The sequence below is a fragment of the Ruegeria sp. C2 genome (assembly GCF_056537765.1).
In genome coordinates this window covers 334,360-354,093 of sequence record NZ_JBQFRZ010000002.1, presented here as the reverse complement: position 1 = coordinate 354,093, position 19,734 = coordinate 334,360, and the positions used below count along the sequence as shown (strand labels likewise).

Annotated in this window: 25 protein-coding genes; 15 read left to right on the top strand and 10 right to left on the bottom strand. The window is 59.2% G+C overall.

All coding sequences use genetic code 11. The annotated features are described in order from the left end of the window. The 4 genes from moaB to ACR0IV_RS11425 are packed head-to-tail and all read right to left on the bottom strand — an operon-like array spanning nucleotide 1 to nucleotide 2,536. Complete coding sequence (gene moaB / locus ACR0IV_RS11440) at nucleotides 1–543, bottom strand: molybdenum cofactor biosynthesis protein B (RefSeq protein WP_480659224.1); 543 nt, start codon at nucleotides 541–543, stop codon at nucleotides 1–3. A gap of 6 nt (nucleotides 544–549) precedes the next feature. After that, entirely contained in the window at nucleotides 550–1,170 is a 621-nt protein-coding gene (locus tag ACR0IV_RS11435) for a LysE family translocator (protein WP_480659223.1), read from the bottom strand. Next, nucleotides 1,167–1,766: a metallophosphoesterase family protein gene (locus ACR0IV_RS11430; RefSeq protein ID WP_480659221.1), complete on the bottom strand. Its 600-nt coding sequence runs from the start codon at nucleotides 1,764–1,766 to the stop codon at nucleotides 1,167–1,169. The genes ACR0IV_RS11435 and ACR0IV_RS11430 overlap by 4 nt, the downstream gene beginning before the upstream one ends. Further along, nucleotides 1,763–2,536 carry a uracil-DNA glycosylase gene (locus ACR0IV_RS11425; RefSeq protein ID WP_480659220.1) on the bottom strand — a complete coding sequence of 258 codons (774 nt, stop codon included), beginning with the start codon at nucleotides 2,534–2,536 and terminating at the stop codon, nucleotides 1,763–1,765. Before ACR0IV_RS11425 ends, ACR0IV_RS11430 begins: the two co-directional genes overlap by 4 nt. 85 nt (nucleotides 2,537–2,621) lie before the next feature. On the opposite strand from ACR0IV_RS11425, the gene ACR0IV_RS11420 reads away from it, so the two are divergent. The 10 genes from ACR0IV_RS11420 to ACR0IV_RS11375 all read left to right on the top strand — a co-directional run bounded on the left by ACR0IV_RS11420 (nucleotide 2,622) and on the right by ACR0IV_RS11375 (nucleotide 9,162). After that, a complete protein-coding gene (locus ACR0IV_RS11420; RefSeq protein WP_480692743.1) occupies nucleotides 2,622–3,236 on the top strand; it encodes a scavenger receptor class F, member 2 in 615 nt (204 codons plus the stop codon). 59 nt (nucleotides 3,237–3,295) lie between these two features. Beyond that, nucleotides 3,296–4,231 (top strand): aspartate carbamoyltransferase catalytic subunit, encoded by a 936-nt coding sequence (locus ACR0IV_RS11415; RefSeq protein WP_480659217.1) that lies wholly within the window; start codon nucleotides 3,296–3,298, stop codon nucleotides 4,229–4,231. Further along, nucleotides 4,228–4,746: a hypothetical protein gene (locus tag ACR0IV_RS11410; protein WP_480659216.1), complete on the top strand. Its 519-nt coding sequence runs from the start codon at nucleotides 4,228–4,230 to the stop codon at nucleotides 4,744–4,746. The genes ACR0IV_RS11415 and ACR0IV_RS11410 overlap by 4 nt, the downstream gene beginning before the upstream one ends. Continuing rightward, nucleotides 4,731–5,117 (top strand): hypothetical protein, encoded by a 387-nt coding sequence (locus tag ACR0IV_RS11405; protein ID WP_480659215.1) that lies wholly within the window; start codon nucleotides 4,731–4,733, stop codon nucleotides 5,115–5,117. The genes ACR0IV_RS11410 and ACR0IV_RS11405 overlap by 16 nt, the downstream gene beginning before the upstream one ends. Next, entirely contained in the window at nucleotides 5,114–5,566 is a 453-nt protein-coding gene (locus ACR0IV_RS11400; RefSeq protein WP_480470964.1) for a hypothetical protein, read from the top strand. Before ACR0IV_RS11405 ends, ACR0IV_RS11400 begins: the two co-directional genes overlap by 4 nt. Next, nucleotides 5,563–6,843 carry a dihydroorotase gene (gene pyrC, locus ACR0IV_RS11395; RefSeq protein WP_480659214.1) on the top strand — a complete coding sequence of 427 codons (1,281 nt, stop codon included), beginning with the start codon at nucleotides 5,563–5,565 and terminating at the stop codon, nucleotides 6,841–6,843. The genes ACR0IV_RS11400 and pyrC overlap by 4 nt, the downstream gene beginning before the upstream one ends. Next, nucleotides 6,843–7,448, top strand: a complete 606-nt coding sequence (gene plsY / locus ACR0IV_RS11390) for a glycerol-3-phosphate 1-O-acyltransferase PlsY (protein WP_480659213.1) — start codon at nucleotides 6,843–6,845, stop codon at nucleotides 7,446–7,448. The genes pyrC and plsY overlap by 1 nt, the downstream gene beginning before the upstream one ends. Further along, nucleotides 7,445–7,720, top strand: coding sequence for a hypothetical protein (locus ACR0IV_RS11385; RefSeq protein WP_480659211.1), 276 nt, complete (start codon nucleotides 7,445–7,447; stop codon nucleotides 7,718–7,720). The genes plsY and ACR0IV_RS11385 overlap by 4 nt, the downstream gene beginning before the upstream one ends. Before the next feature lie 171 nt (nucleotides 7,721–7,891). Beyond that, nucleotides 7,892–8,368 (top strand): YHS domain-containing (seleno)protein, encoded by a 477-nt coding sequence (locus tag ACR0IV_RS11380; RefSeq protein ID WP_480659209.1) that lies wholly within the window; start codon nucleotides 7,892–7,894, stop codon nucleotides 8,366–8,368. Between the two features lie 260 nt (nucleotides 8,369–8,628). Continuing rightward, nucleotides 8,629–9,162, top strand: a complete 534-nt coding sequence (locus ACR0IV_RS11375; protein WP_480659207.1) for an outer membrane protein — start codon at nucleotides 8,629–8,631, stop codon at nucleotides 9,160–9,162. 42 nt (nucleotides 9,163–9,204) lie between these two features. Here the strand turns inward: ACR0IV_RS11375 and ACR0IV_RS11370 are convergent, their stop codons facing one another. Then, nucleotides 9,205–10,188 carry a quinone oxidoreductase family protein gene (locus ACR0IV_RS11370; protein ID WP_480470970.1) on the bottom strand — a complete coding sequence of 328 codons (984 nt, stop codon included), beginning with the start codon at nucleotides 10,186–10,188 and terminating at the stop codon, nucleotides 9,205–9,207. Between the two features lie 198 nt (nucleotides 10,189–10,386). On the opposite strand from ACR0IV_RS11370, the gene ACR0IV_RS11365 reads away from it, so the two are divergent. Next, entirely contained in the window at nucleotides 10,387–11,244 is an 858-nt protein-coding gene (locus ACR0IV_RS11365) for a DUF2189 domain-containing protein (protein WP_480659206.1), read from the top strand. Nucleotides 11,245–11,260: 16 nt separating this feature from the next. Here the strand turns inward: ACR0IV_RS11365 and ACR0IV_RS11360 are convergent, their stop codons facing one another. After that, complete coding sequence (locus tag ACR0IV_RS11360; protein WP_480659205.1) at nucleotides 11,261–12,247, bottom strand: NAD(P)H-quinone oxidoreductase; 987 nt, start codon at nucleotides 12,245–12,247, stop codon at nucleotides 11,261–11,263. Between the two features lie 72 nt (nucleotides 12,248–12,319). Continuing rightward, nucleotides 12,320–13,012: a COQ9 family protein gene (locus tag ACR0IV_RS11355; RefSeq protein ID WP_480659204.1), complete on the bottom strand. Its 693-nt coding sequence runs from the start codon at nucleotides 13,010–13,012 to the stop codon at nucleotides 12,320–12,322. A 111-nt stretch (nucleotides 13,013–13,123) separates the two neighbouring features. Between ACR0IV_RS11355 and rpsU the strand changes: the two genes are divergently transcribed. Both rpsU and ACR0IV_RS11345 read left to right on the top strand, forming a co-directional pair. Further along, nucleotides 13,124–13,330 (top strand): 30S ribosomal protein S21, encoded by a 207-nt coding sequence (gene rpsU / locus ACR0IV_RS11350; protein WP_005614280.1) that lies wholly within the window; start codon nucleotides 13,124–13,126, stop codon nucleotides 13,328–13,330. 275 nt (nucleotides 13,331–13,605) lie between these two features. Continuing rightward, on the top strand, nucleotides 13,606–14,859 hold the full coding sequence (locus ACR0IV_RS11345; protein ID WP_480470974.1) for a CAP domain-containing protein: 1,254 nt from the start codon (nucleotides 13,606–13,608) through the stop codon (nucleotides 14,857–14,859). A 51-nt stretch (nucleotides 14,860–14,910) separates the two neighbouring features. Here ACR0IV_RS11345 and ppk2 read toward each other — a convergent pair whose 3' ends face one another. Then, nucleotides 14,911–15,828 carry a polyphosphate kinase 2 gene (gene ppk2, locus ACR0IV_RS11340; RefSeq protein ID WP_480470975.1) on the bottom strand — a complete coding sequence of 306 codons (918 nt, stop codon included), beginning with the start codon at nucleotides 15,826–15,828 and terminating at the stop codon, nucleotides 14,911–14,913. A gap of 271 nt (nucleotides 15,829–16,099) precedes the next feature. On the opposite strand from ppk2, the gene ACR0IV_RS11335 reads away from it, so the two are divergent. Then, complete coding sequence (locus ACR0IV_RS11335) at nucleotides 16,100–16,939, top strand: CPBP family intramembrane glutamic endopeptidase (protein WP_480659202.1); 840 nt, start codon at nucleotides 16,100–16,102, stop codon at nucleotides 16,937–16,939. Nucleotides 16,940–16,943: 4 nt separating this feature from the next. Here the strand turns inward: ACR0IV_RS11335 and ACR0IV_RS11330 are convergent, their stop codons facing one another. Next, nucleotides 16,944–17,402: an Lrp/AsnC family transcriptional regulator gene (locus tag ACR0IV_RS11330; RefSeq protein WP_480470977.1), complete on the bottom strand. Its 459-nt coding sequence runs from the start codon at nucleotides 17,400–17,402 to the stop codon at nucleotides 16,944–16,946. Nucleotides 17,403–17,537: 135 nt separating this feature from the next. Here ACR0IV_RS11330 and ald point away from each other — a divergent pair, with 135 nt between their 5' ends. Further along, complete coding sequence (gene ald / locus ACR0IV_RS11325; RefSeq protein ID WP_480659201.1) at nucleotides 17,538–18,656, top strand: alanine dehydrogenase; 1,119 nt, start codon at nucleotides 17,538–17,540, stop codon at nucleotides 18,654–18,656. Between the two features lie 186 nt (nucleotides 18,657–18,842). Here the strand turns inward: ald and ACR0IV_RS11320 are convergent, their stop codons facing one another. Then, entirely contained in the window at nucleotides 18,843–19,637 is a 795-nt protein-coding gene (locus ACR0IV_RS11320) for a mechanosensitive ion channel family protein (protein WP_480471925.1), read from the bottom strand. Between the last annotated feature and the right edge of the window lie 97 nt (nucleotides 19,638–19,734).

Genomic DNA, 19,734 nt, shown 5'->3' with positions numbered 1-19,734 from the left:
CTACTTCCGTCGCAGATGTTCGTCCAATCTGGGCATTATTTCCACGAAATTGCAGGGCCGGTGGCGATAATCGAACTGTTTCTCAAGAATCGCGTCCCATGCGTCCTTGCACGCGCCTGGGCTGCCCGGCAGTGCAAACAGGTATGTCCCGCCCGCCACGCCACCTGTGGCGCGGGATTGCACCGCCGACGTTCCGATCTTTTCCATCGACACGATGGTGAAGACAGTGCCAAAGGCCTCGATCTCTTTTTCGTAGACGTCCCGATGTGCCTCAACCGTCACGTCACGACCCGTGAGGCCCGTGCCGCCGGTCGAGATCACAACGTCGATTTCAGGGTCCGCGATCCATGTGCGCAATTGGTCGGCGATCTGGGCGCGTTCATCCTGAATGATCTTGCGATCCGCCACCGAATGGCCCGCCTTTTCGATCCGATCCACCAACGTCTGGCCCGAGCGGTCTTCGGCCAGAGACCGGGTGTCCGACACGGTCAGAACAGCGATACGGACGGGAATGAACTCCATGCTTTCGTCAATGCGTGACATATGACGTCAAGCCCTTTCCATGATGGCAAGGCGGATGGCGAGGGCGGTGAAAATCCCCCCCGTTACCCAGCCCATGATGCGCGAGGCGCGCGGGTTAGAAATCAGCATCCGTCCGGCGCCACCGGCAAACAGGCCCACTAGGCCGTTCACCACAAAACCGCCCAGCGCGATAATGGCACCGAGGATCAGGAACTGCACCAGAACCGAGCCCAGCGCTGGGTTTACGAATTGCGGGATGAAGGCCAGCACGAACAGGATCACCTTGGGGTTGGTAAGGTTCACGATCATCCCGTCGCGAAACGCGAAATGCTTCGGTTTACTTGGGGCGTCGCCCGAAACTGCCTCGTTCCGGATCGCCCCCCACGCGAGATAGAGCAGATAAGCAACGCCCATCCAGCGGATCACATCGAACAGCCACGGCAGTGTCGCGACTGCCGCGCCAAGGCCGAGACCAGCAATCAGGACGTGTACCATGCCGCCCACAGCGACCCCGGCACTTGCGGCAAGCGCCGGGCGCGGACCCGCGCGCAAACCCTGACCGAAACAAAACATCATATCCGCACCGGGTGTGAAATTCAGCGCCAGTGCGGCCGGAATGAAGGCCAAAAGGGTGACCGTCTCGATCATGTGTTCACCTCGAACCAATGTATTTTGGGGCCCAGGTTGGCGATCTGGCTGCGTCCGATCGTGCCGCGATAGCCCCAGCTGTCATGGATATGCCCGCAAAAAACATGAGTTGGCTGAAGCCGTTCAATTGCGTCCCGCACAGAAACCGATCCCACAGACAGGCCTTGCGAAGTGGTATCGCCATGCCCCTTGGGCGGAGAATGCGCGATAAGGATATCTGTGGCTTCGCAACGATTCAGCAGCTCTGCTGCCTCCGCTTCGGTCAGGTCACAAGACCAGTCGCCAAATGGGGTCACGGGCACGCCATAACCCAGACCAAACAGGCGCAAACCATCCAGGGTCATGCCCGTTCCATGCAGAACATGTGCACCGTCGGGTGCGGCGGCGGTCAGTTCCTCGGCGCTTTCGGCATTGCCGGGCACCAGAACCAGCGGCGCGGCGATGCCTGAAAGCATATCCATCGCCTCATCCAACCCGCGTCGTCCATTGCAGAAATCTCCGGCCCCAATGACCAGATCAGCCTCGGCACTCGCGGCCACCAGATCGGCGGCACGGTTGCGCGCCATGTGCAGGTCAGAGAACGCCAACACCCTCATGCCCCGCCCCTCAGCCGCGCTTGCAGGTCCAGTAAATCGGCCCAGGCCTGTCGCTTCATCTGCGGTTGACGCAGCAGGTAGGCCGGGTGGAACATCGGGATGACCGGCAGGTTCAGCGTCTGATCCCATTTGCCGCGCAGCCGCGTGATACCGCGTTTGCCCAGCACGGCCTGACAGCTGATATTGCCCATCACCACCAGCACCTCGGGCCTGGCCAAGGCCACGTGGCGTTCCAGAAACGGTTTCATCATGCCGATCTCTTCCGGCTTGGGATCTCGGTTCTGCGGAGGCCGCCACGGCAGCACATTGGTGATATAAACGTTCTCACGCCTGTCCAGATCAATCGCCGCCAGCATCCGATCCAGCAATTGCCCGGCGCGTCCGACAAAAGGCTTGCCCTCACGATCTTCATCGCGCCCGGGTGCCTCGCCGATGATCATCACGCGCGCTCCGGGCGTGCCGTCAGCGAACACCAACTGCCGCGCGCCGCGTTTCAGGTCGCACAACCCGAAGGACTCCATCGCAGCGCGCAATTCGCTCAGCGTGCCGGCGGCTTTCGCTGCGTGCTGCGCGACCTCTGCCGGATCAACCTTTTCGGGTGCCTCGGATGGCGCAGTTGACTTCACTGAGGCGGGCTTTTTGGCCTTGGGCGCTTTGTCCGGCAGCCCATAGCGATCGATCGGCGCATCCGCGATCGCGTCAGTTGCGCCCAGCTCAATCTGCCACTCCAGCAGCGCCCGCGCGGTATGATAGTCCAAGCCCGATTCCATAGCTCTCAATCTAACCAGCTTTTGATCGAGGGAAAGCGAATAGACCTTGCCACAGCCCCTTCGCAAGCCGACCATGCGGATATTCATGCTTTTGACCCTGCGAATCCTTCTGATCGGACTGTTGCTGACCCTTGTCAGCGACCCTGCGCAGGCGAGCTTTCATGATCGGCAGGGGCAGTGCCGCGCCGGCCAACTACAATGCGGTCGCAATTGTTGCCCCGCTGGCCAACGCTGCAGTTTCGATGGCCGCTGTATTCCCCCAGGTCACACTTATTGCGGTGGCGGTCGTACCTGCGGCCCGTTCGAGCGCTGCGTGGCAGGGGGAACCCGTTGTGCCCCAGCGGGGGCGAATAAATGTACTTCACGTCTGGATTGCCCGGGCGGCAGCTTCTGCAACGGGCGCGGCGAATGTGAGCGCATCACTCCGGATATCGATCCCGCACCAGCCACGACCTGCGCGGATGGGCGCACCTGTGAGTCAGGTTCCTCGTGCCTGCCCGGCGGTGGATGCTCGCGCCCCGGCTGGTTTTTGTGCGAGGAAACCGGTTCGCAATGCCGCCCCGGCTTCAAATGCTCGGCCCATCAGGGCTGCGTGCCGATCAAGGCTATCGATTGCGGCTATGGCAAATGGTGCAAACCCGGCGAGCAATGCCTGCCTGAAGGCGGATGCGAGAAACTGCCCGAAGGGTCGGAACCTTAGGTTGCCTCTGCCCGCGTGGCTTCCTATAAGCGGTCCGATTGTCAGACAGGAGCCCGCCCATGCGTTTCGCCCATCGTCACCTTCTTGGCATCGAGCATCTGTCGCAATCCGATATCACCGCTATCCTCGATCTGGCTGAAACCTATGTCGATCTGAACCGGCAATCGACCAAGCATTCGGATGTGCTGTCGGGGCTGACGCAGATCAACATGTTCTTTGAGAATTCTACCCGCACGCAAGCCAGTTTTGAACTGGCGGGCAAGCGTCTGGGCGCGGATGTGATGAACATGGCGATGCAGGCAAGCTCGATCAAAAAAGGCGAGACGCTGATTGATACGGCGATGACGCTGAACGCGATGCATCCCGATCTGCTGGTGGTGCGGCACCCCCATTCCGGGGCAGTGGACCTGCTGGCGCAGAAGGTAAACTGCGCCGTGCTGAATGCGGGCGATGGGCGGCATGAACACCCGACGCAAGCCTTGCTGGACGCGCTGACCATCCGCCGGGCCAAGGGCCGTCTGCACCGGCTGAACATCGCGATCTGCGGAGACGTGGCGCATTCCCGCGTGGCACGCTCGAACCTGATCCTGTTGGGCAAGATGGAGAACCGCATCCGACTGATTGGCCCGCCGACGCTGGTGCCGTCTCAGTTCGCTGAGTTTGGGGCTGAGATCTACGACGACATGAATGAGGGGCTGAAAGACGTCGACGTCGTGATGATGCTGCGTCTTCAGAAGGAACGGATGGACGGCGGCTTCATCCCCTCGGAACGCGAATACTATCACCGCTACGGTCTGAATGCTGCAAAGCTGGCGCTGGCCACACCCGATGCCATCGTCATGCACCCCGGCCCCATGAACCGCGGGGTCGAGATCGACGGTACGCTGGCAGATGACATCAACCGGTCCGTCATTCAGGAACAGGTCGAGATGGGCGTCGCCGTCCGCATGGCTGCCATGGATCTGCTGGCGCGCAATATGCGAGAAGCCGCATGAGCAATCTGACCATTGCCCCCCACGAACGTGGCGTGATCCGCCTGTTCTCGCTGGACATGCGCCCGGAAGAGGCGAAATTCCTGCGTGAACCGGGGGCTGTCGATCAGGTGCTGGGCGTCAAAGGGCTGGACCCTGAACAGATCGATATCTTTCCGGTATCCGACCTCGAAGACCTCGGACTCTATGGCTATCTCAGCGAAGGCTGTGGCGTTTCCGAAGACCAGTTGGACCGCCCGAGGTTGGAGGCCATTGAAGGCTGGGTAATGGTCTTGCGCAGTGCCGCATTCGGCGGCCGGTCGGCCACACTTTCACCTGACCCCCGCCTGCATCTGATAGGACTCTTCACCGAAGAGGCGACCAACTGGACCGGCGGCACAATTGAGACCGAAAGCGCCAAGCCATTCTCGGCCCCACAGACCATGCCGACCGATGACACACCGCGCCGCTTCGGCTCCTCAATCATTGCTTTGCTGATCCTGATTGTCATCGGAGGTGCCTTGTGGCTGATCCTGTGATCTTCACCCCAGACAAAGGTGCTTATATCCGCACCAATACCTGGCTGGCCGCCCTTGCGATGGCAGGCGCAATGGTGGTGCTCTGGCTGATCGGCAATCCATACGTCTGGACCGGCGCGCCTGCGGGTCTAGCCGCGATCGGCTTCCGCGCGTGGTATCTGGCCTCGGAAGAGCTGACCGCCACTTGGGAGATGACGGACACCACCCTCACCGGCCCCGGTCCGCGCAAAGTGGCGTTGAACCAGATTGAGGTCGTCAACACGATGGGCAGTTTCGTCCAGATCGTCACCAAGGGCGGCGACAAGCACCTGATCAAGTATCAAGCAGATCCCGCAACCACCAAAGCCGCAATCGAAAGGGCCATGGCATGAGTGACGAGTGGTGGCGCAAAAGCATACCTGAAACTGAAGAAGTTCTGTGGTTTGGGCAACCGGATCAAGGGTTTTTCCCACCCCGATACGGTTGGGCCTACAAAGCTGGGCTTCTCGGGTTAACTGCTTTGTGGCTTGCCAGCCCTTGGATATTTGACACAGTTAGAGACTTCTGGAAACTCATCTGCGGCACTTTGATCTTGCCTGTCACGATGTGGGCAGACCGTTTTGTTCGGGCACAACGCATGTATGTAGTAACCTCGCACAATGCGTGGGTACTCAACAAAGAGCTAAAGACCAAAAACTTGAAGATCGATCAGTTTCTCAACTTCCGAACCGGACGCCGCACTATCTTATTCAACCGGCACCCGTTTTTTTCATTTGATCATCTTGCTGACCCCGATGCCGCTATGAAGGCGCTGCACCAAGCCCGCGAGGCCTCCACATGACATCTTTAGTTTTCACCAACGCTCGCCTGGTTGATCCCGACGCGGGTACAGACAGCACCGGCTGGTTGCAGGTCACCGATGGCCGGATCGTGGCGCGTGGCGAGGGCGAAGCTCCGATCACGGAAGCGCAGGTGATTGATTGCGGCGGGCAATGCCTCGCCCCCGGTATCGTCGATATCGGCGTCAAGGTGTGCGAACCCGGCGAGCGACACAAGGAAAGCTATAAATCCGCTGGTCTGGCAGCAGCTGCAGGAGGGGTGACCACCATCGTCACCCGCCCCGATACGCTGCCTTCGGTCGACACGCCCGAGACGCTGGAATTCGCAACCCGGCGCGCGCAGGCGGATGCGCCCGTCAATGTGTTGCAGATGGCCGCACTGACCAAGGGGCGCGAGGGGCGCGAAATGACCGAGATCGGTTTTCTGCAGGACGCAGGCGCCGTGGCCTTTACCGATTGCGACCATGTCATCACCAATACCAAGGTGTTTTCGCGCGCCCTGACCTATGCAAAATCCTGCGGCGCGCTGGTGATTGCGCATCCGCAGGAGCCGGGACTCAGCAGCGGTGCCGCAGCAACCAGCGGCAAGTTTGCGGCACTGCGCGGTTTGCCCGCCGTGTCACCAATGGCCGAGCGTATGGGGCTTGACCGCGATATCGCTCTGCTGGAGATGACAGGCGCGGCCTACCATGCCGATCAGATCACCACTGCCCGCGCGCTGCCTGCGCTCGAACGCGCCAAGCGGAACGGGCTGGATATCACCGCCGGGACCTCGATCCACCATCTGACGCTGAATGAGTTGGACGTGGCCGATTATCGCACCTTCTTCAAGGTGAAGCCTCCGCTGCGGTCGGAAGATGACCGGCAGGCCGTGATCGAGGCGGTGCGAAGCGGGTTGATCGACACGATCAGCTCGATGCACACCCCGCAGGACGAGGAAAGCAAACGCTTGCCGTTTGAAGAGGCAGCCTCGGGCGCAGTCGCGCTGGAGACGCTGCTGCCTGCGGCGTTGCGCCTGTATCATTCCGAACAGCTGGACCTGCCGACCCTGTTCCGTGCCATGGCGTTGAACCCGGCGAAACGGCTGGGTCTGGAAAGTGGCCGATTGGCCGAGGGTGCGCCCGCCGATCTGGTGCTGTTCGACCCGGACGTGCCTTTTGTGCTGGATCGGTTTGCGTTGAAATCCAAATCGCAGAACACTCCATTTGACGACCAGCGTATGCAGGGTAAGGTCACCGCAACCTATGTGGCCGGAAACGAAGTCTACCGGAGAGCCTGATGCCCCTTTTCGACAGCACAATGACCCAGCTGATCCTGTGGGCGGTTCTGGGCTACCTGATGGGATCGATCCCGTTTGGGATGGTCATCGCCAAGGTGATGGGACTGGGCAATCTACGTAATATCGGGTCGGGCAATATCGGCGCAACGAATGTGCTGCGGACCGGCAATAAGGCGGCTGCAGCGCTGACACTACTGCTGGATGCAGCCAAGGGGGCGGTCGCGGTACTGCTGGCGCGGGCAATGGTCGGAGAAGACGCCGCGCAGATCGCAGCCTTGATGGCCTTCCTCGGCCATTGCTTTCCGGTCTGGCTGAGCTTCAGGGGCGGTAAGGGCGTCGCCACGTTTCTGGGCATCTGGCTGGCGCTGGACTGGCGCGTCGGCCTTGCCTGCTGCGCGACCTGGCTGGTGGCCGCCGCGATCTGGCGCATTTCGTCAGTTGGCGCCCTGGCTGCCGCGGCGCTGTCAACAACGTGGATCATGGTGCTGACCGATGGCAGCACATTCATTCTGGGGATCGTGCTGACCCTGCTGGTCTACTGGCGGCACAGCGCCAATCTGGCCCGGATCAAGGCCGGGACCGAGCCCAAAATCGGCAAATCGTGACCCAGTCGGAGCGCGTCGCAAACGCTCTGGCCGACCTGCCGACAGGCACATTCACCGGGATCGCCGACAGCCGGCGCTATGTCGTGTCTCACCAGATCATGGCGCGTGGAAAGTCGCACAAACTGGTGGCGCACGAGCTTGGCGGACCGGACTATATCAGCCTGAACCTCTATCTGACACGCAACAGTGGGGCACTGTTGCGCCCTTGCGAGATGTCTGCCGAAAAGGTGGCGGCCTTCGTTCTCGCGCTGGTCCCTGACGTGCGCGAATGAACAGGCGCTATTCGCGCATGCACAATCACAATTGATTGCTTTGAACGTGAACAGGGCACCTCCCAATTGGATGATGTGACAGCCAATTACGGGCTTCGCAAAAACAAATCCGGTTCGCCGGAGCAAAATTCAGTTGCTCGAACGCGAGCCTATTCACGAAAGGTGAACACAATGAACAAGTTCAAATCCCTCATCGGCGGTGTCGCACTGTCTGTTGCAGTTGCAAGCACGGCCCTGGCCGCTGGCGTAGAACTGAACGCAAGCTCGACCGGTCTGGCGCTGCAGGGTTATGACCCGGTTGCCTATTTCACTGTCGGTGAAGCCACCAAAGGCAGCTACAAAATCACCGCGTTGCACAACGACGCGCTGTACCGCTTTGCTTCGGAAGAAAACAAAGTAGCCTTTGAAGAAAACCCAGAAGCATATCTGCCTGCATATGGCGGCTACTGCGCATTCGGCACCGCGATGGGCTTCAAGTTCGACGGTGACCCGAACTACTGGAAGATCGTTGACGACAAACTGTATCTGAACCTGTCGGCCGACATTCAGGAACGCTGGGAAGGCGACATCCCCGGCTTCAACGAGCGCGCCGACGCCAACTGGAAAGACATCGCTCACAAGACCCCTGCGGAACTGCAAGAGCAGTAATCCGCTGATTAAATCCAGTGCATCGGCGGCGGATCGTATCCGCCGCCGTTTGTCGTTTGAAGACCCTCTGCTCGGGACCTATCTGATCCAGCAGATAAGCGCCCGATGGCAACGGGCCAGCGCTGCCAGGCAAGCAGGCCATGCGCACACTGTTCGGAATAGCAGAATATTCAATGATCCGGCCCGAGGGTCGGACCGTATCTATCGATATGGCCACGCGATGACATGCTGCGGCCGGGTTCTGAGCGAAAGGATAAAGAATGACAGGTAAACTGGCGATTTTCACGACTGTCGCGACTCTGGCGGCGGGATCAGCAATGGCGCAAGCCTCGGGCAACTGGACCGGATTTTACGGCGGTGCGCAGTTGGGGTATGCCGATATCGATACCAACCTGTCCGGCGTGAACGGGGATGGCCTGATCGGCGGTATCGTTCTGGGTTACGATTACGATCTGGGCGACTGGGTTGTTGGTGGTGGCTTCGACTATGACTGGACCGATGTGGACCTGTCAGGTGCGGCCACGGTCGAGAACGTCTGGCGCATCAAGGCACGCGCGGGCTACAAGGTGAACCCGCAAGGGCTGCTTTATGGGACCGCGGGCTATGCCGATGCGGATACCGACACGCTGGGCAGCGACAACGGTTGGTTCATTGGCGCCGGCTATGAACAGATCGTGGCCCCGAATATCAGCGTCGGTGGTGAGTTGCTGTACCACGAGTTTGATGACTTCAATTCATCCGGAGTGGATGTCGACGCCACCACGTTCCAAATTCGCGTTGCCTATCGGTTCTGAGGTCAGATTATGGAGCCCGGCGCACAAGCCGGGCTCAGCCCCCTACGGTTCCAGAACCGTACTGCCGGTGGTCTGGCGCGCCTCAAGCGCGCGGTGGGCATCGGCAACCTGATCCAGCGGGAATTGCTGGTCCACATGGATCTTGACCTCGCGCCCTTCCACCTTGCCAAACAACCTACGCGCCATCGCCTGACAAACGGAATGGTCGGCAATATGGGTGAACAGTGTCGGACGGGTGATTTTTAGCGATCCCCTTTGTGCCAGCATTCCCAGATCAAAAGCCGGAACCGGCCCCGACGCATTACCGAACGAGATCATCATGCCCAGCGGTTTGAGGCAGTTCAGAGACCCCTCGAACGTATCCGCGCCAATTGAATCCATCACGACATCAACACCCTTGCCGCCAGTGATTTCGGCGACGCGCTGTTCAAAATCCTCGGTCCGGTAGTTGATGCAATGTGCGGCCCCGTTGAACTGCGCAAGGCTACATTTCTCATCCGTCCCGGCGGTGCCGATCAGCGTGATCCCCTCGGATTTCGCCCATTGGCAGGCGATCAGACCCACACCCCCGGCAGCAGCGTGGAACAGCACCGTATCGCCGCGCTTCAACGGTGTCGTACGATGGAACAGATATTCTACCGTCATGCCCTTCAGCATCATCGCGGCGGCAGAGCGGAACGAGATACTCTCGGGCAGCGGACAGACCTGCGCGGCAGGCATCACGCGTGCCTCGGAATAGGCTCCGGATGGTCCTGCGGCATAGGCGGCGCGCTGGCCGGGTACAAGATGGGTGACACCTTCGCCAACAGCTTCGACCACACCTGCCGCTTCCATACCCAAAGCATGGGGCAATTCCAGCGGATAGAGCCCGCTGCGTTGGTACACATCGATGAAGTTCAAACCGCAGGCGTGATGTCGAATGCGCACCTCGCCGGGGCCCGGCTCACCCAACGGGCGATCCTCGATCCGCAGGACCTCGGGTCCGCCGGTTTCGTGAATGACGACTGTGCGTGCTGTTTGCTGCATGAATGCCTCCGTTTCCTTTTGAAACAAAGCTAACACGCCTGTGCGACAGGGCAATCCTTGCGGTCGCGCAGGGTTGATCGGGCAAGTTTTTGCAAAATATGCTATACTATCTCCAGACGTAGCCGGGTGATCCGGTCACGACCGCACGTCTCACCGGATGCATCCCGCCGCATATCCATGCCAGGGAAGGGGATGATCATGGACAAGACAATCGGAAATCCAGTCAGCTGGGTCGCCCGTCAGATGCGGGCAACCGGCGACCATATGGCGGAATCGGTCAGTGAGATCGGCAGCGCGGATACCAGTGCAATGCCGGTTGTGCACACGCTGACCCTGCAGGATCTGCGTGCCTGTCTGAGGGCGGGGTATGAGGACTTTTTGCAAACCCGTGCAGATGCGGTTTTTGTGATCCTGATCTACCCGATAGCCGGGCTTTTGATGTTCGGAATCGGGCTCAACAAAGACATGGTGCCGTTGCTGGCCCCACTGATTGCGGGCTTTGCGCTGGTCGGACCTGTCGCGGCCGTTGGTCTGTATGAAATCAGCCGCAAGCGGGAACAGGGCGGCGACGTCCATTGGCTTGATGCGTTTGGTGTTTTCCGCTCGCCCTCATTCGGTGCAATTCTGGCGCTGGGGTTCTATCTGGTAATGCTGTTGCTGATTTGGCTGATGGTCGCACAGAGCATCTATGCGCAGACGCTCGGGCCTGAGCCTCCGGCTTCGATTACGAGTTTCGTGACCGACATCTTCACCACCAGCGCAGGTTGGGCGATGATTCTGGTCGGAACGACAACGGGCTTTATCTTCGCGTTGATCGCGCTGGCGCTCAGCGTGGTCAGCTTTCCGTTGCTTCTGGACAAGAAGGTAGGCGTACCGGTTGCCGTTGTAACCTCGGTCCGCGTATTGCGACACAATCCGCGCGTGATCCTGACATGGGGCGTAATCGTAGCGGCCATGTTGGTACTGGGCGCAATCCCGATGCTGTTGGGGCTGATCGTCGTGATGCCAATCCTCGGCCACGCCACATGGCACCTGTATCGCCGGGCGGTCGCCTGACCACCCGGAAGCCAGATCAGTCCGCGACCTTGAGGACGATTTTGCCGATATGGCCCGAGCTTTCCATCCGCGCATGCGCGGCTGCGGCGTCGGCCAGTTCAAACTCGGAATCCATCACCGGGCCGACCTTCCCCGCCTCAAGCAAGGGCCAGACGGCTTCACGCAGATCCTGAGCGATACGCGCCTTGGCCAGATCGCTTTGCGGGCGCAGTGTGCTGCCGGTCAGGGTCAGTCGCTTGACCATCATCAGGGCAAAATTCAGCTCGACTACAGGGCCTTGCAGAAAGGCGATCTGAACCAGCCTCCCATCCTCGGCCAGAGCCTTGACGTTGCGCGGGATGTAATCACCCCCCACCATGTCTAAGATCAGATTCGCGCCACCTTCGGCGCGCATCGCAGCCACGAAATCCTCATCGCGATAATTGATCGCCTTTTCCGCCCCAAGCTTAAGGCAAGCCTCGCATTTCTCAGCCGAGCCAGCCGTTGCAAAGACCCGAGCGCCAAATGCGTTGGCCAACTGAATTGCGGTCGTTCCGATCCCGCTGGAGCCACCATGGACCAGAAAACGTTCTCCTGCTTTCAACCCACCGCGCGTGAATACGTTGGACCAGACGGTAAAGAAAGTCTCAGGCAGGCAGGCCGCTTCTTTCAAACCCATGCCCGCAGGCACCGGCAGGCAATGCGCGGCGGGCGTGGCGACGTATTCGGCATAGCCACCGCCCGGCAACAGCGCGCAGACCTGATCGCCCACGGCCAGACCTTCGACGCCCGAGCCCATTGCAACCACCTCGCCCGAAGCTTCCAGACCCGGAAGATCGCTTGCCCCCGGCGGCGGATCATAGGCCCCGGCCCGCTGCAGCGCGTCCGGACGGTTCACCCCGGCATAGGCCACCTTCAGAATCACCTGACCCTCGGCGGGTTTCGGAATGGGGCGTTCAGCCACCTGCAAAACATCCGGACCACCGGGTTGGGTGATTTCGACAGCGCGCATTGTCTGGGTCATGGACACATCTCCTTTGCCTATTGCCTAGCAGGCAGTAGCGCAGAGGCCCAGCAGCAAGTGAAAGCGCTGCGACTATTTTCCGGATGACAGCGAACCGGGCAGGTTATAGGGCATCTTCACCGGAGCCTTCACCTGACCGGCCAGCCAATTGGGTACGGCCAGGAACGGTTTCAAAAGAGGATTGCCATTCACCTGCGCCTTGAGCTTCTCGAACTGCATCACCCCTTCGATCCGCCGATCAAGGAATTCCCATGTCGCCTGATAGCCCGGACTGTCATCACCAAGCCAATACAGCAGGGTCGAGGAATACACGCCCGACAAGGTCACGCGTTTGGTGTACCAGTTTACGTCATCCGAGCTGTCGCCCAATCCGTCCCAGATCAGATCACAGGTACCCCAGATCGCCTTGGCCCCGTCTGCTGCGTAGATCGGCAAGGCGAAAAGGGTCACGCCACGCCGCACGGCCTCTTTGTCGTCGACCGCTTGCAGGCGGAATCGGACGGCGGCGGCAATCTTGTCGCGAAACTTCAGCCCGCTCAGATCCTCGATCTTGATCCGCTCCAGCATCGCTTGATCACCGCGCGCGTGAAAGGCCAGCGCCAGATCAACGGCGCCGCGTGGGCAGATTGCGTGGGCCAGCCCCGCATCCAGGTCGCAATCGGCAATCGCCGCGCGAAAGCTGGTTTCGGACCAACCGTCGAACGGCACATGGTTCAGCATAGCGTCCAAAAGCTGTTCTTTGGTGTCTTCATAAGTGGCGGTCATATCGGGTCTCCGGTCTGCGGGTCCAGTACTAGACAAGTTAGGCGCGCTTTGCTATACGGCCACTTCCTGCAATTTCCTTGCAACTCTATCTAGAAAGGTGGTGACAACCACATGCAGGTTAGTGTTCGCGACAATAACGTCGATCAGGCGCTTCGTGCCCTGAAGAAAAAGCTGCAGCGCGAAGGCGTGTTCCGTGAAATGAAGCTGAAGCAACATTTCGAGAAACCGTCCGAGAAAAAAGCGCGCGAGAAAGCTGAAGCGATTCGTCGTGCCCGTAAACTGGCACGCAAGAAAGCCCAGCGCGAAGGTCTGCTCTAAGACTTTCCTCGTCCAGCTTTGGATGACACTATTTGACGACCCCCGAGGCCTCGCCCGGGGGTTTGTCGTTTCAGGACAGGTGACGCACCGCTTAGACGCGGTAACTTGCCGATTTGGCCACGTCTTCCACAGTCGGCATATTGCAGCGCATCGAATCGCGGTGCAGTTGCATTCCTTCGCCGAAAAACGCTCATTCGGATTGCGCCCCTATCAACTGTCTTCACCTCCCCGCTATCTGAGCCCGTCCACTCAGACACAACAAAACGGAGGCACTGATGTCGACAGCAAGCACGGTCGAGCGGGAAATGCTGGCGCTGATTAACCAAGAGCGCACATCCCGCGGGTTAGACCCCCTGCAACTTGAGACTCAATTGAATGAATCATCCGAGGACCACAGCGCCTGGATGCTGGATACCGACCGCTTCAGCCACACGGGAGCGGGTGGTTCATCCGCAACGCAGCGCATGCAGGCGGCGGGGTTCGATCTATCGGGCAGTTGGCGCACCGGCGAAAACATCGCGTGGCAATCGGAACGCGGCGCGCCGGGCATCAGCGATGATGTGGCCCAGCTGCACGAAAACCTTATGAACAGCCCCGGCCACCGTGCCAACATCCTGAATCCCGATTTCAAATATATCGGCATCGGGATCGAAACCGGTGACATGCGGGGCTTTGACGCGGTCATGGTTACCCAGAACTTCGCCACCACTCAGGCCGAAGTCATGCTGGATACGGACGGCACGACCCCACCCGTAACCCCGCCGGTCGACGAAGTGGCCGAGCCCGAGGAAGAGGTTGTCACTCCGCCTGAACCCGAAACACCCGCAACCGATGTCACTGAGACCGAGGAGCCGGTGGTCGAAACACCGGAGACCGACGTTACAGAAACAGAAGACCCCGTGGACGAGACGCCGGATACCGACGTGACCGAGACGGAAGAACCTTCGGATGAAACCCCGGACACAGATGTAACCGAGACCGAAGAACCGTCAGATGAGACCCCGGATACGGATGTGACTGAAACCGAAGAGCCGTCAGATGAGACCCCCGAAACTGACGTGACCGAGGTTGAAGAGCCAGAGCCCGATGCCCCGGTGGAAGAGGTCGATGAGCCTGAACCGGAAACCCCGGAAACCGACGTGACCGAAGTCGAGGATCCCATCGATGAAGAAAATGAGGAACCCGCAGTTCCTGAGACCGATGTCACGGAAGTCGAAGAGCCAGAGCCGGAAACGCCTGACACCGACAGCGTCGAAGATGATATGCCCGATATGGCTTGCTTCGATGTGGCGGCTTTCCTGGCCGAGATCGAATCTTTCGTAAACGCGCTTCAGGCCCGTTTCGATCAGTTCGACTGGGCCCCGGTACAGCAGGCCAAGACGCCCGAGCTTGATGATTTTGACTTCGTGCCCGGCGCGGACATGTTCGAAGACGTCACCGAGACCGTCGAAACCGCGTTTGAGGATACGACGGACGATTTCTGCAACGTCTTCACCTACGAAATGAACTGCGCGTTCGATTTCGGCTAATGTCACAATTCAGGCGCGGGGGATCAGTTCTCCCGCGCCACTTTTATGCCTTCAGTAAATCTTCGGCACGTGCAGCTCGTCCGGCAGAATGCGCCGTTCGTATTCGGGGTTATAGCGCCGATCGGGCAGGTTCACTTTTTCCTGCGGAACGTCGTCATAAGGGATCTTCGTCAGCAGGTGTTCGATACAGTTCAGGCGTTCGCGTTTCTTGTCGTTGCCTTCGACAATGTACCACGGGGCCTCCGAGATGTTGGTGCGGAAGAACATGTCTTCCTTTGCCTTCGTATAGGCCTCCCATCGGATACGGGATTCAAGGTCCATGGGCGACAACTTCCACTGTTTCATCGGGTCGTGGATGCGCATCAGGAATCGCAACTGCTGCTCTTCGTCGGTGATCGAGAACCAGTATTTCAACAGGATGATCCCCGACCGCACCAACATACGTTCGAATTCGGGAACGTCTTGAAAGAACTGCTCGACCTGATCTTCGTTGGCAAATCCCATCACCCGCTCGACACCGGCGCGGTTGTACCAGGAGCGGTCGAACAACACGATCTCACCCGCCGCCGGCAGATGCGGCACATAGCGTTGGAAATACCACTGACTCTGCTCACGGCGACTGGGCGCCGGTAGGGCCACGACACGAGCCACACGCGGGTTCAGACGCTGGGTGATCCGCTTGATCACACCCCCCTTGCCCGCGCTGTCGCGCCCCTCGAACAGAATGCAGACCTTTGCCCCGGTATGCACCACCCAGTCCTGCACCTTGATCAGCTCGGCCTGCAGACGCAACAGGTTGCGGAAATACACCTTGCGGTCCAGCATGTCGGGGTGCTGGTCCTTATAGATCTTGCGCACTTCCATCGAGAGCATGGGTTCGCTGAATTCAATTTCAAAATCTTCGTCCAGCGTGTCTTCGAGTTCGGCTTCAAGCCAGTCTTTGGGGGCGCGATCGTTTTCGTAGGCCAAGGTCTGCTCCTTATCATTCACCGGGACCGGACAATATCAGGGCTGTGTAACCGGCGGATGTCATCGCCCGCTGTGATCGTCTAATAAACGCGGCGGACGTTTACGAGGTCTCCGGATCAGGAATACTGGCGCGGTCTTGTTCGGGTTACAAGCGTCTGAATTGCCGCAACACCAGAGAATGCCGCAATTCTGGCGCGACTGCCTGGAATATCAGCACTTGCCTTTCGACCCCCAACTTCCGCATCTAGGATTGGTACGAACGGAGTCTGTCGTGAGCCATCTTCTGCCTCTGCTGCCTGTACTTTGGCCCTGGCTGTTTCTGATTGCTGCCCAGATTGGGATGCTGTTCGGCAGTCGCAACATCGCGCTCATCCTGCTTGCAGCATTCGGAGCAACTGTTCTGTTGCGCGGGCTTGTATCTTGGGATGCAGCACTGATCATCCTTTTGGGCCTGCTGGGGGCCGCTCAGCTCCCCCGTCTCAAGGGCGCGCCGCTGGTATTTGGTCACCTCATTCTAATCGGCTGGTGCCTGGCGCTGGCCTCGCATCTGTTGCCCGGTGTGCGCAACCCGCTGGTTCTTGATCAAGTGCAGGCGGGACCCGAAAGCAGCCTGTTCACGATGTATGTCAATCTGGACAAGCCAATGATCTTCTTTGCCGTGGTGTTGGCGTGGCCTGCGATGCTGAACGCAAAGCACGTCGTCAAATTCGCACCACTGCTCGTTGGGCTGGTGTTGCTGCCCATATTGCTGACCGCAGGCCTGGTATCCGGCGCAGTGAACCCGGAACCCGGCCTGCCCGAGTGGTGGCTAATATTCGCGTTGTCCAATCTGTTCCTGACCTGCCTGACGGAAGAGGCGTTCTTTCGTGGCTATCTTCAATCAGCGATGACCAACCGGTTCGGACCATTGGCAGGCATTGTGACGGCTAGCCTGATATTCGGCCTCGCCCACGCAGCGGGTGGTGCGGTGTTGGTCATCTTCGCAGCGTTACTTGGGTTCGCCTGCGGTCTTGGCTATTTCGCAACGGGTCGCCTTTGGGTGCCTGTCTTGATGCATTTCGGCTTCAATCTGGCCCACTTTCTGCTGTTCACTTATCCCGGCCCGGCTTGATCTCTCAAACCGGCAGAGCGGTTGTCTTGAAAACCGTCCTAAGCGCGAACGAACTTTGCATCTGCGCCACGCCCGGCAGGCGCGACAAGAATTGACGGTGAATACGCGCGAAATCTTCCGTGTTTTCGGCAACAACCTTCAGGATATAATCTGCGGTGCCCGCCATCAGGTGGCATTCCAGGACGTCCGGTATCCGTGCGACGGCCTTTTCAAACGCCTCCAGAACTTCTTCTGCCTGTCCTTGCAAAGTGATCTCGACAAAGACGGTTGTTGGTACGTTCAATTTGCGCGCATCCAGCAGGGCCACGTAATCCTTGATGTACCCATCGGCCTCAAGCCGCTGCACGCGGCGGTGACAGGCTGACGGCGAAAGGTTTGCCTGTTCCGAAAGCTCCGCATTCGACATTCTGCCTTTGCGCTGCAGCGCTGCGAGAATCTTTCGATCTGTTGCATCCAATGTCATTTGCGCACATCCATCGCGTATATGAAGAAATTCTTCGGATAATTTCCCACAGTTTCAACAATTAGCAAGCGGGGTTTCACAAAAATTGCGCTGCAAATTGCCCATAATTTAGGCAGTTTATAAACGGAGTCTCTCATGAAAATCGGCTGCCCCAAGGAAATCAAACCTCAGGAATTCCGCGTCGGCATGACCCCGAATGCCGCACAGGAAGCAGTGGCACGCGGTCACGAAGTGATCATCGAAACTGGTGCCGGGATGGGCTCGGGCTTTGACAACGATGCCTATTTGGCCGCAGGCGCGCGCATCGTAGACACGGCAGAAGAGGTGTTTGCAACGGCTGACATGATCGTCAAGGTCAAAGAGCCACAAGCCGTCGAGCGCAAAATGCTGCGCGAAGGTCAGTTGCTGTTCACCTATCTGCACCTTGCACCCGATCCGGATCAAACTCATGACCTGCTGGCCTCCGGCTGCACCGCGATTGCTTATGAAACCGTGACGGATTCCAGCGGCGGCCTACCCTTGCTGGCCCCGATGTCCGAGGTCGCGGGACGGCTGGCCCCTCAGGTCGGATCGTGGACCCTGCAGAAAGCCAATGGCGGGCGCGGCGTTCTGATGGGCGGTGTCCCCGGCGTTGGCCCAGCCAAAGTGGTGGTGATCGGCGGTGGCGTTGTAGGCACTCACGCAGCCCAAATCGCTGCCGGTATGGGTGCGGATGTCACTGTACTGGACCGCTCTCTGCCACGTTTGCGTTATCTGGATGACGTGTTTGGCGGCCGTTTCAAGAACCAGTATTCGACCGCAGGCGCCACTGCTGAATTGATCCAGGACGCCGATATGGTAATCGGTGCGGTCCTGATCCCCGGCGCTGCCGCACCAAAGCTCATCACGCGAGAGCAGCTCTCGACCATGAAACCGGGTGCGGTTCTGGTAGATGTGGCAATCGATCAGGGCGGCTGCTTTGAAACCTCGAAAGCGACCACCCACGCCGACCCGATCTATGAGGTTGATGGCATCATGCACTATTGCGTCGCCAACATGCCAGGCGCGGTCGCACGCACCTCGACCATCGCGCTGGGCAACGCAACGATGCCGTTCATGTTGTCGCTGGCGGACAAGGGCTGGAAACAGGCTTGTCAGGACGATCCGCATTTGCTGGCCGGTCTGAACGTGCATGCCGGTCAACTGACCTATTACGCGGTGGGCAAAGCGCTGGGCATCGATGTGGTCGCCCCCAGCCTTGTGATCAAATCATAAACCCTCCCTCCTCTGAAAGCGCTCTCTGACGAGAGTGCTTTACAGCGTTGGGCTAGGCGCCGCGCTTGCGGCGCGGCAGCGCTAGTTGAAACCTTAGCAAAAAAACGAAAGCGCCGCGCAGAATGCGCGGCGCTGGGCCCAACCGGAGGAGGGCATTTCCAATGCCCGCTCGACGGGTGGGAGGGCTCAGCCCTCTTTGTGGATCTCCACCGAATGCGGATAGGGGATCGAAACACCCTTCGCGTCGAATGCTTCTTTGACCGCTTTGGTAAGCTCAAACTTCACATCCCAGTAATCCGCAGCCGCACACCAGACGCGGGTCGTCAGATCCACCGAACTGTCCCCCAGGTTGGTGACCCGCACCCATGGTTCGGGGTCGCCCATAACCCGCGCATCCGCCTTAGCCACATCCAGAATGATATTCATCGCTTCATCTGCACTGTCGCCATAGTCGATGCCAAACACCAGATCGACCCGGCGCGTGTCATGCGCAGAAAAGTTGGTGATCACAGATCCCCAGGCCTGACCGTTCGGGACGATGATCTGAACGTTATCCGGCGTCACCAGTTCAGTGGTGAACAGGTTCAGGTCCTTCACCGTACCCGCGGTACCACCGACATCCACATATTGACCAAGCTTGTAGGGGCGGAACACCACCAGCATCACCCCGGCTGCCAGATCACTGAGCGTACCTTGCAGCGCCAGACCGATAGCCAGCGACGCCGCACCCAGAATGGCGACGATGCTGGTGGCCTCGATCCCGAAAATCCCCAGCACGGCAACCAGAACCATGGCCAGAATGGCCCATTTGATCATACTGGCAGCAAAGTTGCCCAGCGTCGGATCAATCTGAGGCGTCTTGTTGATGCGGCGGCGCACAACACCCGAGATCATCCCGGCCATGATCCAGCCCAAAATGAGAACGATCAGGGCCTTGCCCGCGTTCAACAATATCGGCAGATAGCCATTTGCCATACCCATGGCTTGGTTCGCCATTTCGATCGTCTGATCCATTCTGGCCTTTCCTTCTTTCAGTCATTTCATAAAATGTGGCCTCGCCAAACCGGCGAGGCCACAA

Coding starts and splice junctions, on each gene's coding strand:
- moaB (WP_480659224.1), bottom strand. CDS start 543: ATGTCACGCATTGACGAAAGCATGGAGTTCATTCCCGTCCGTATCGCT.
- ACR0IV_RS11435 (WP_480659223.1), bottom strand. CDS start 1,170: ATGATCGAGACGGTCACCCTTTTGGCCTTCATTCCGGCCGCACTGGCG.
- ACR0IV_RS11430 (WP_480659221.1), bottom strand. CDS start 1,766: ATGAGGGTGTTGGCGTTCTCTGACCTGCACATGGCGCGCAACCGTGCC.
- ACR0IV_RS11425 (WP_480659220.1), bottom strand. CDS start 2,536: ATGGAATCGGGCTTGGACTATCATACCGCGCGGGCGCTGCTGGAGTGG.
- ACR0IV_RS11420 (WP_480692743.1), top strand. CDS start 2,622: ATGCTTTTGACCCTGCGAATCCTTCTGATCGGACTGTTGCTGACCCTT.
- ACR0IV_RS11415 (WP_480659217.1), top strand. CDS start 3,296: ATGCGTTTCGCCCATCGTCACCTTCTTGGCATCGAGCATCTGTCGCAA.
- ACR0IV_RS11410 (WP_480659216.1), top strand. CDS start 4,228: ATGAGCAATCTGACCATTGCCCCCCACGAACGTGGCGTGATCCGCCTG.
- ACR0IV_RS11400 (WP_480470964.1), top strand. CDS start 5,114: ATGAGTGACGAGTGGTGGCGCAAAAGCATACCTGAAACTGAAGAAGTT.
- pyrC (WP_480659214.1), top strand. CDS start 5,563: ATGACATCTTTAGTTTTCACCAACGCTCGCCTGGTTGATCCCGACGCG.
- plsY (WP_480659213.1), top strand. CDS start 6,843: ATGCCCCTTTTCGACAGCACAATGACCCAGCTGATCCTGTGGGCGGTT.
- ACR0IV_RS11380 (WP_480659209.1), top strand. CDS start 7,892: ATGAACAAGTTCAAATCCCTCATCGGCGGTGTCGCACTGTCTGTTGCA.
- ACR0IV_RS11375 (WP_480659207.1), top strand. CDS start 8,629: ATGACAGGTAAACTGGCGATTTTCACGACTGTCGCGACTCTGGCGGCG.
- ACR0IV_RS11370 (WP_480470970.1), bottom strand. CDS start 10,188: ATGCAGCAAACAGCACGCACAGTCGTCATTCACGAAACCGGCGGACCC.
- ACR0IV_RS11365 (WP_480659206.1), top strand. CDS start 10,387: ATGGACAAGACAATCGGAAATCCAGTCAGCTGGGTCGCCCGTCAGATG.
- ACR0IV_RS11360 (WP_480659205.1), bottom strand. CDS start 12,247: ATGACCCAGACAATGCGCGCTGTCGAAATCACCCAACCCGGTGGTCCG.
- ACR0IV_RS11355 (WP_480659204.1), bottom strand. CDS start 13,012: ATGACCGCCACTTATGAAGACACCAAAGAACAGCTTTTGGACGCTATG.
- rpsU (WP_005614280.1), top strand. CDS start 13,124: ATGCAGGTTAGTGTTCGCGACAATAACGTCGATCAGGCGCTTCGTGCC.
- ACR0IV_RS11345 (WP_480470974.1), top strand. CDS start 13,606: ATGTCGACAGCAAGCACGGTCGAGCGGGAAATGCTGGCGCTGATTAAC.
- ACR0IV_RS11330 (WP_480470977.1), bottom strand. CDS start 17,402: ATGACATTGGATGCAACAGATCGAAAGATTCTCGCAGCGCTGCAGCGC.
- ald (WP_480659201.1), top strand. CDS start 17,538: ATGAAAATCGGCTGCCCCAAGGAAATCAAACCTCAGGAATTCCGCGTC.
- ACR0IV_RS11320 (WP_480471925.1), bottom strand. CDS start 19,637: ATGGGTATGGCAAATGGCTATCTGCCGATATTGTTGAACGCGGGCAAG.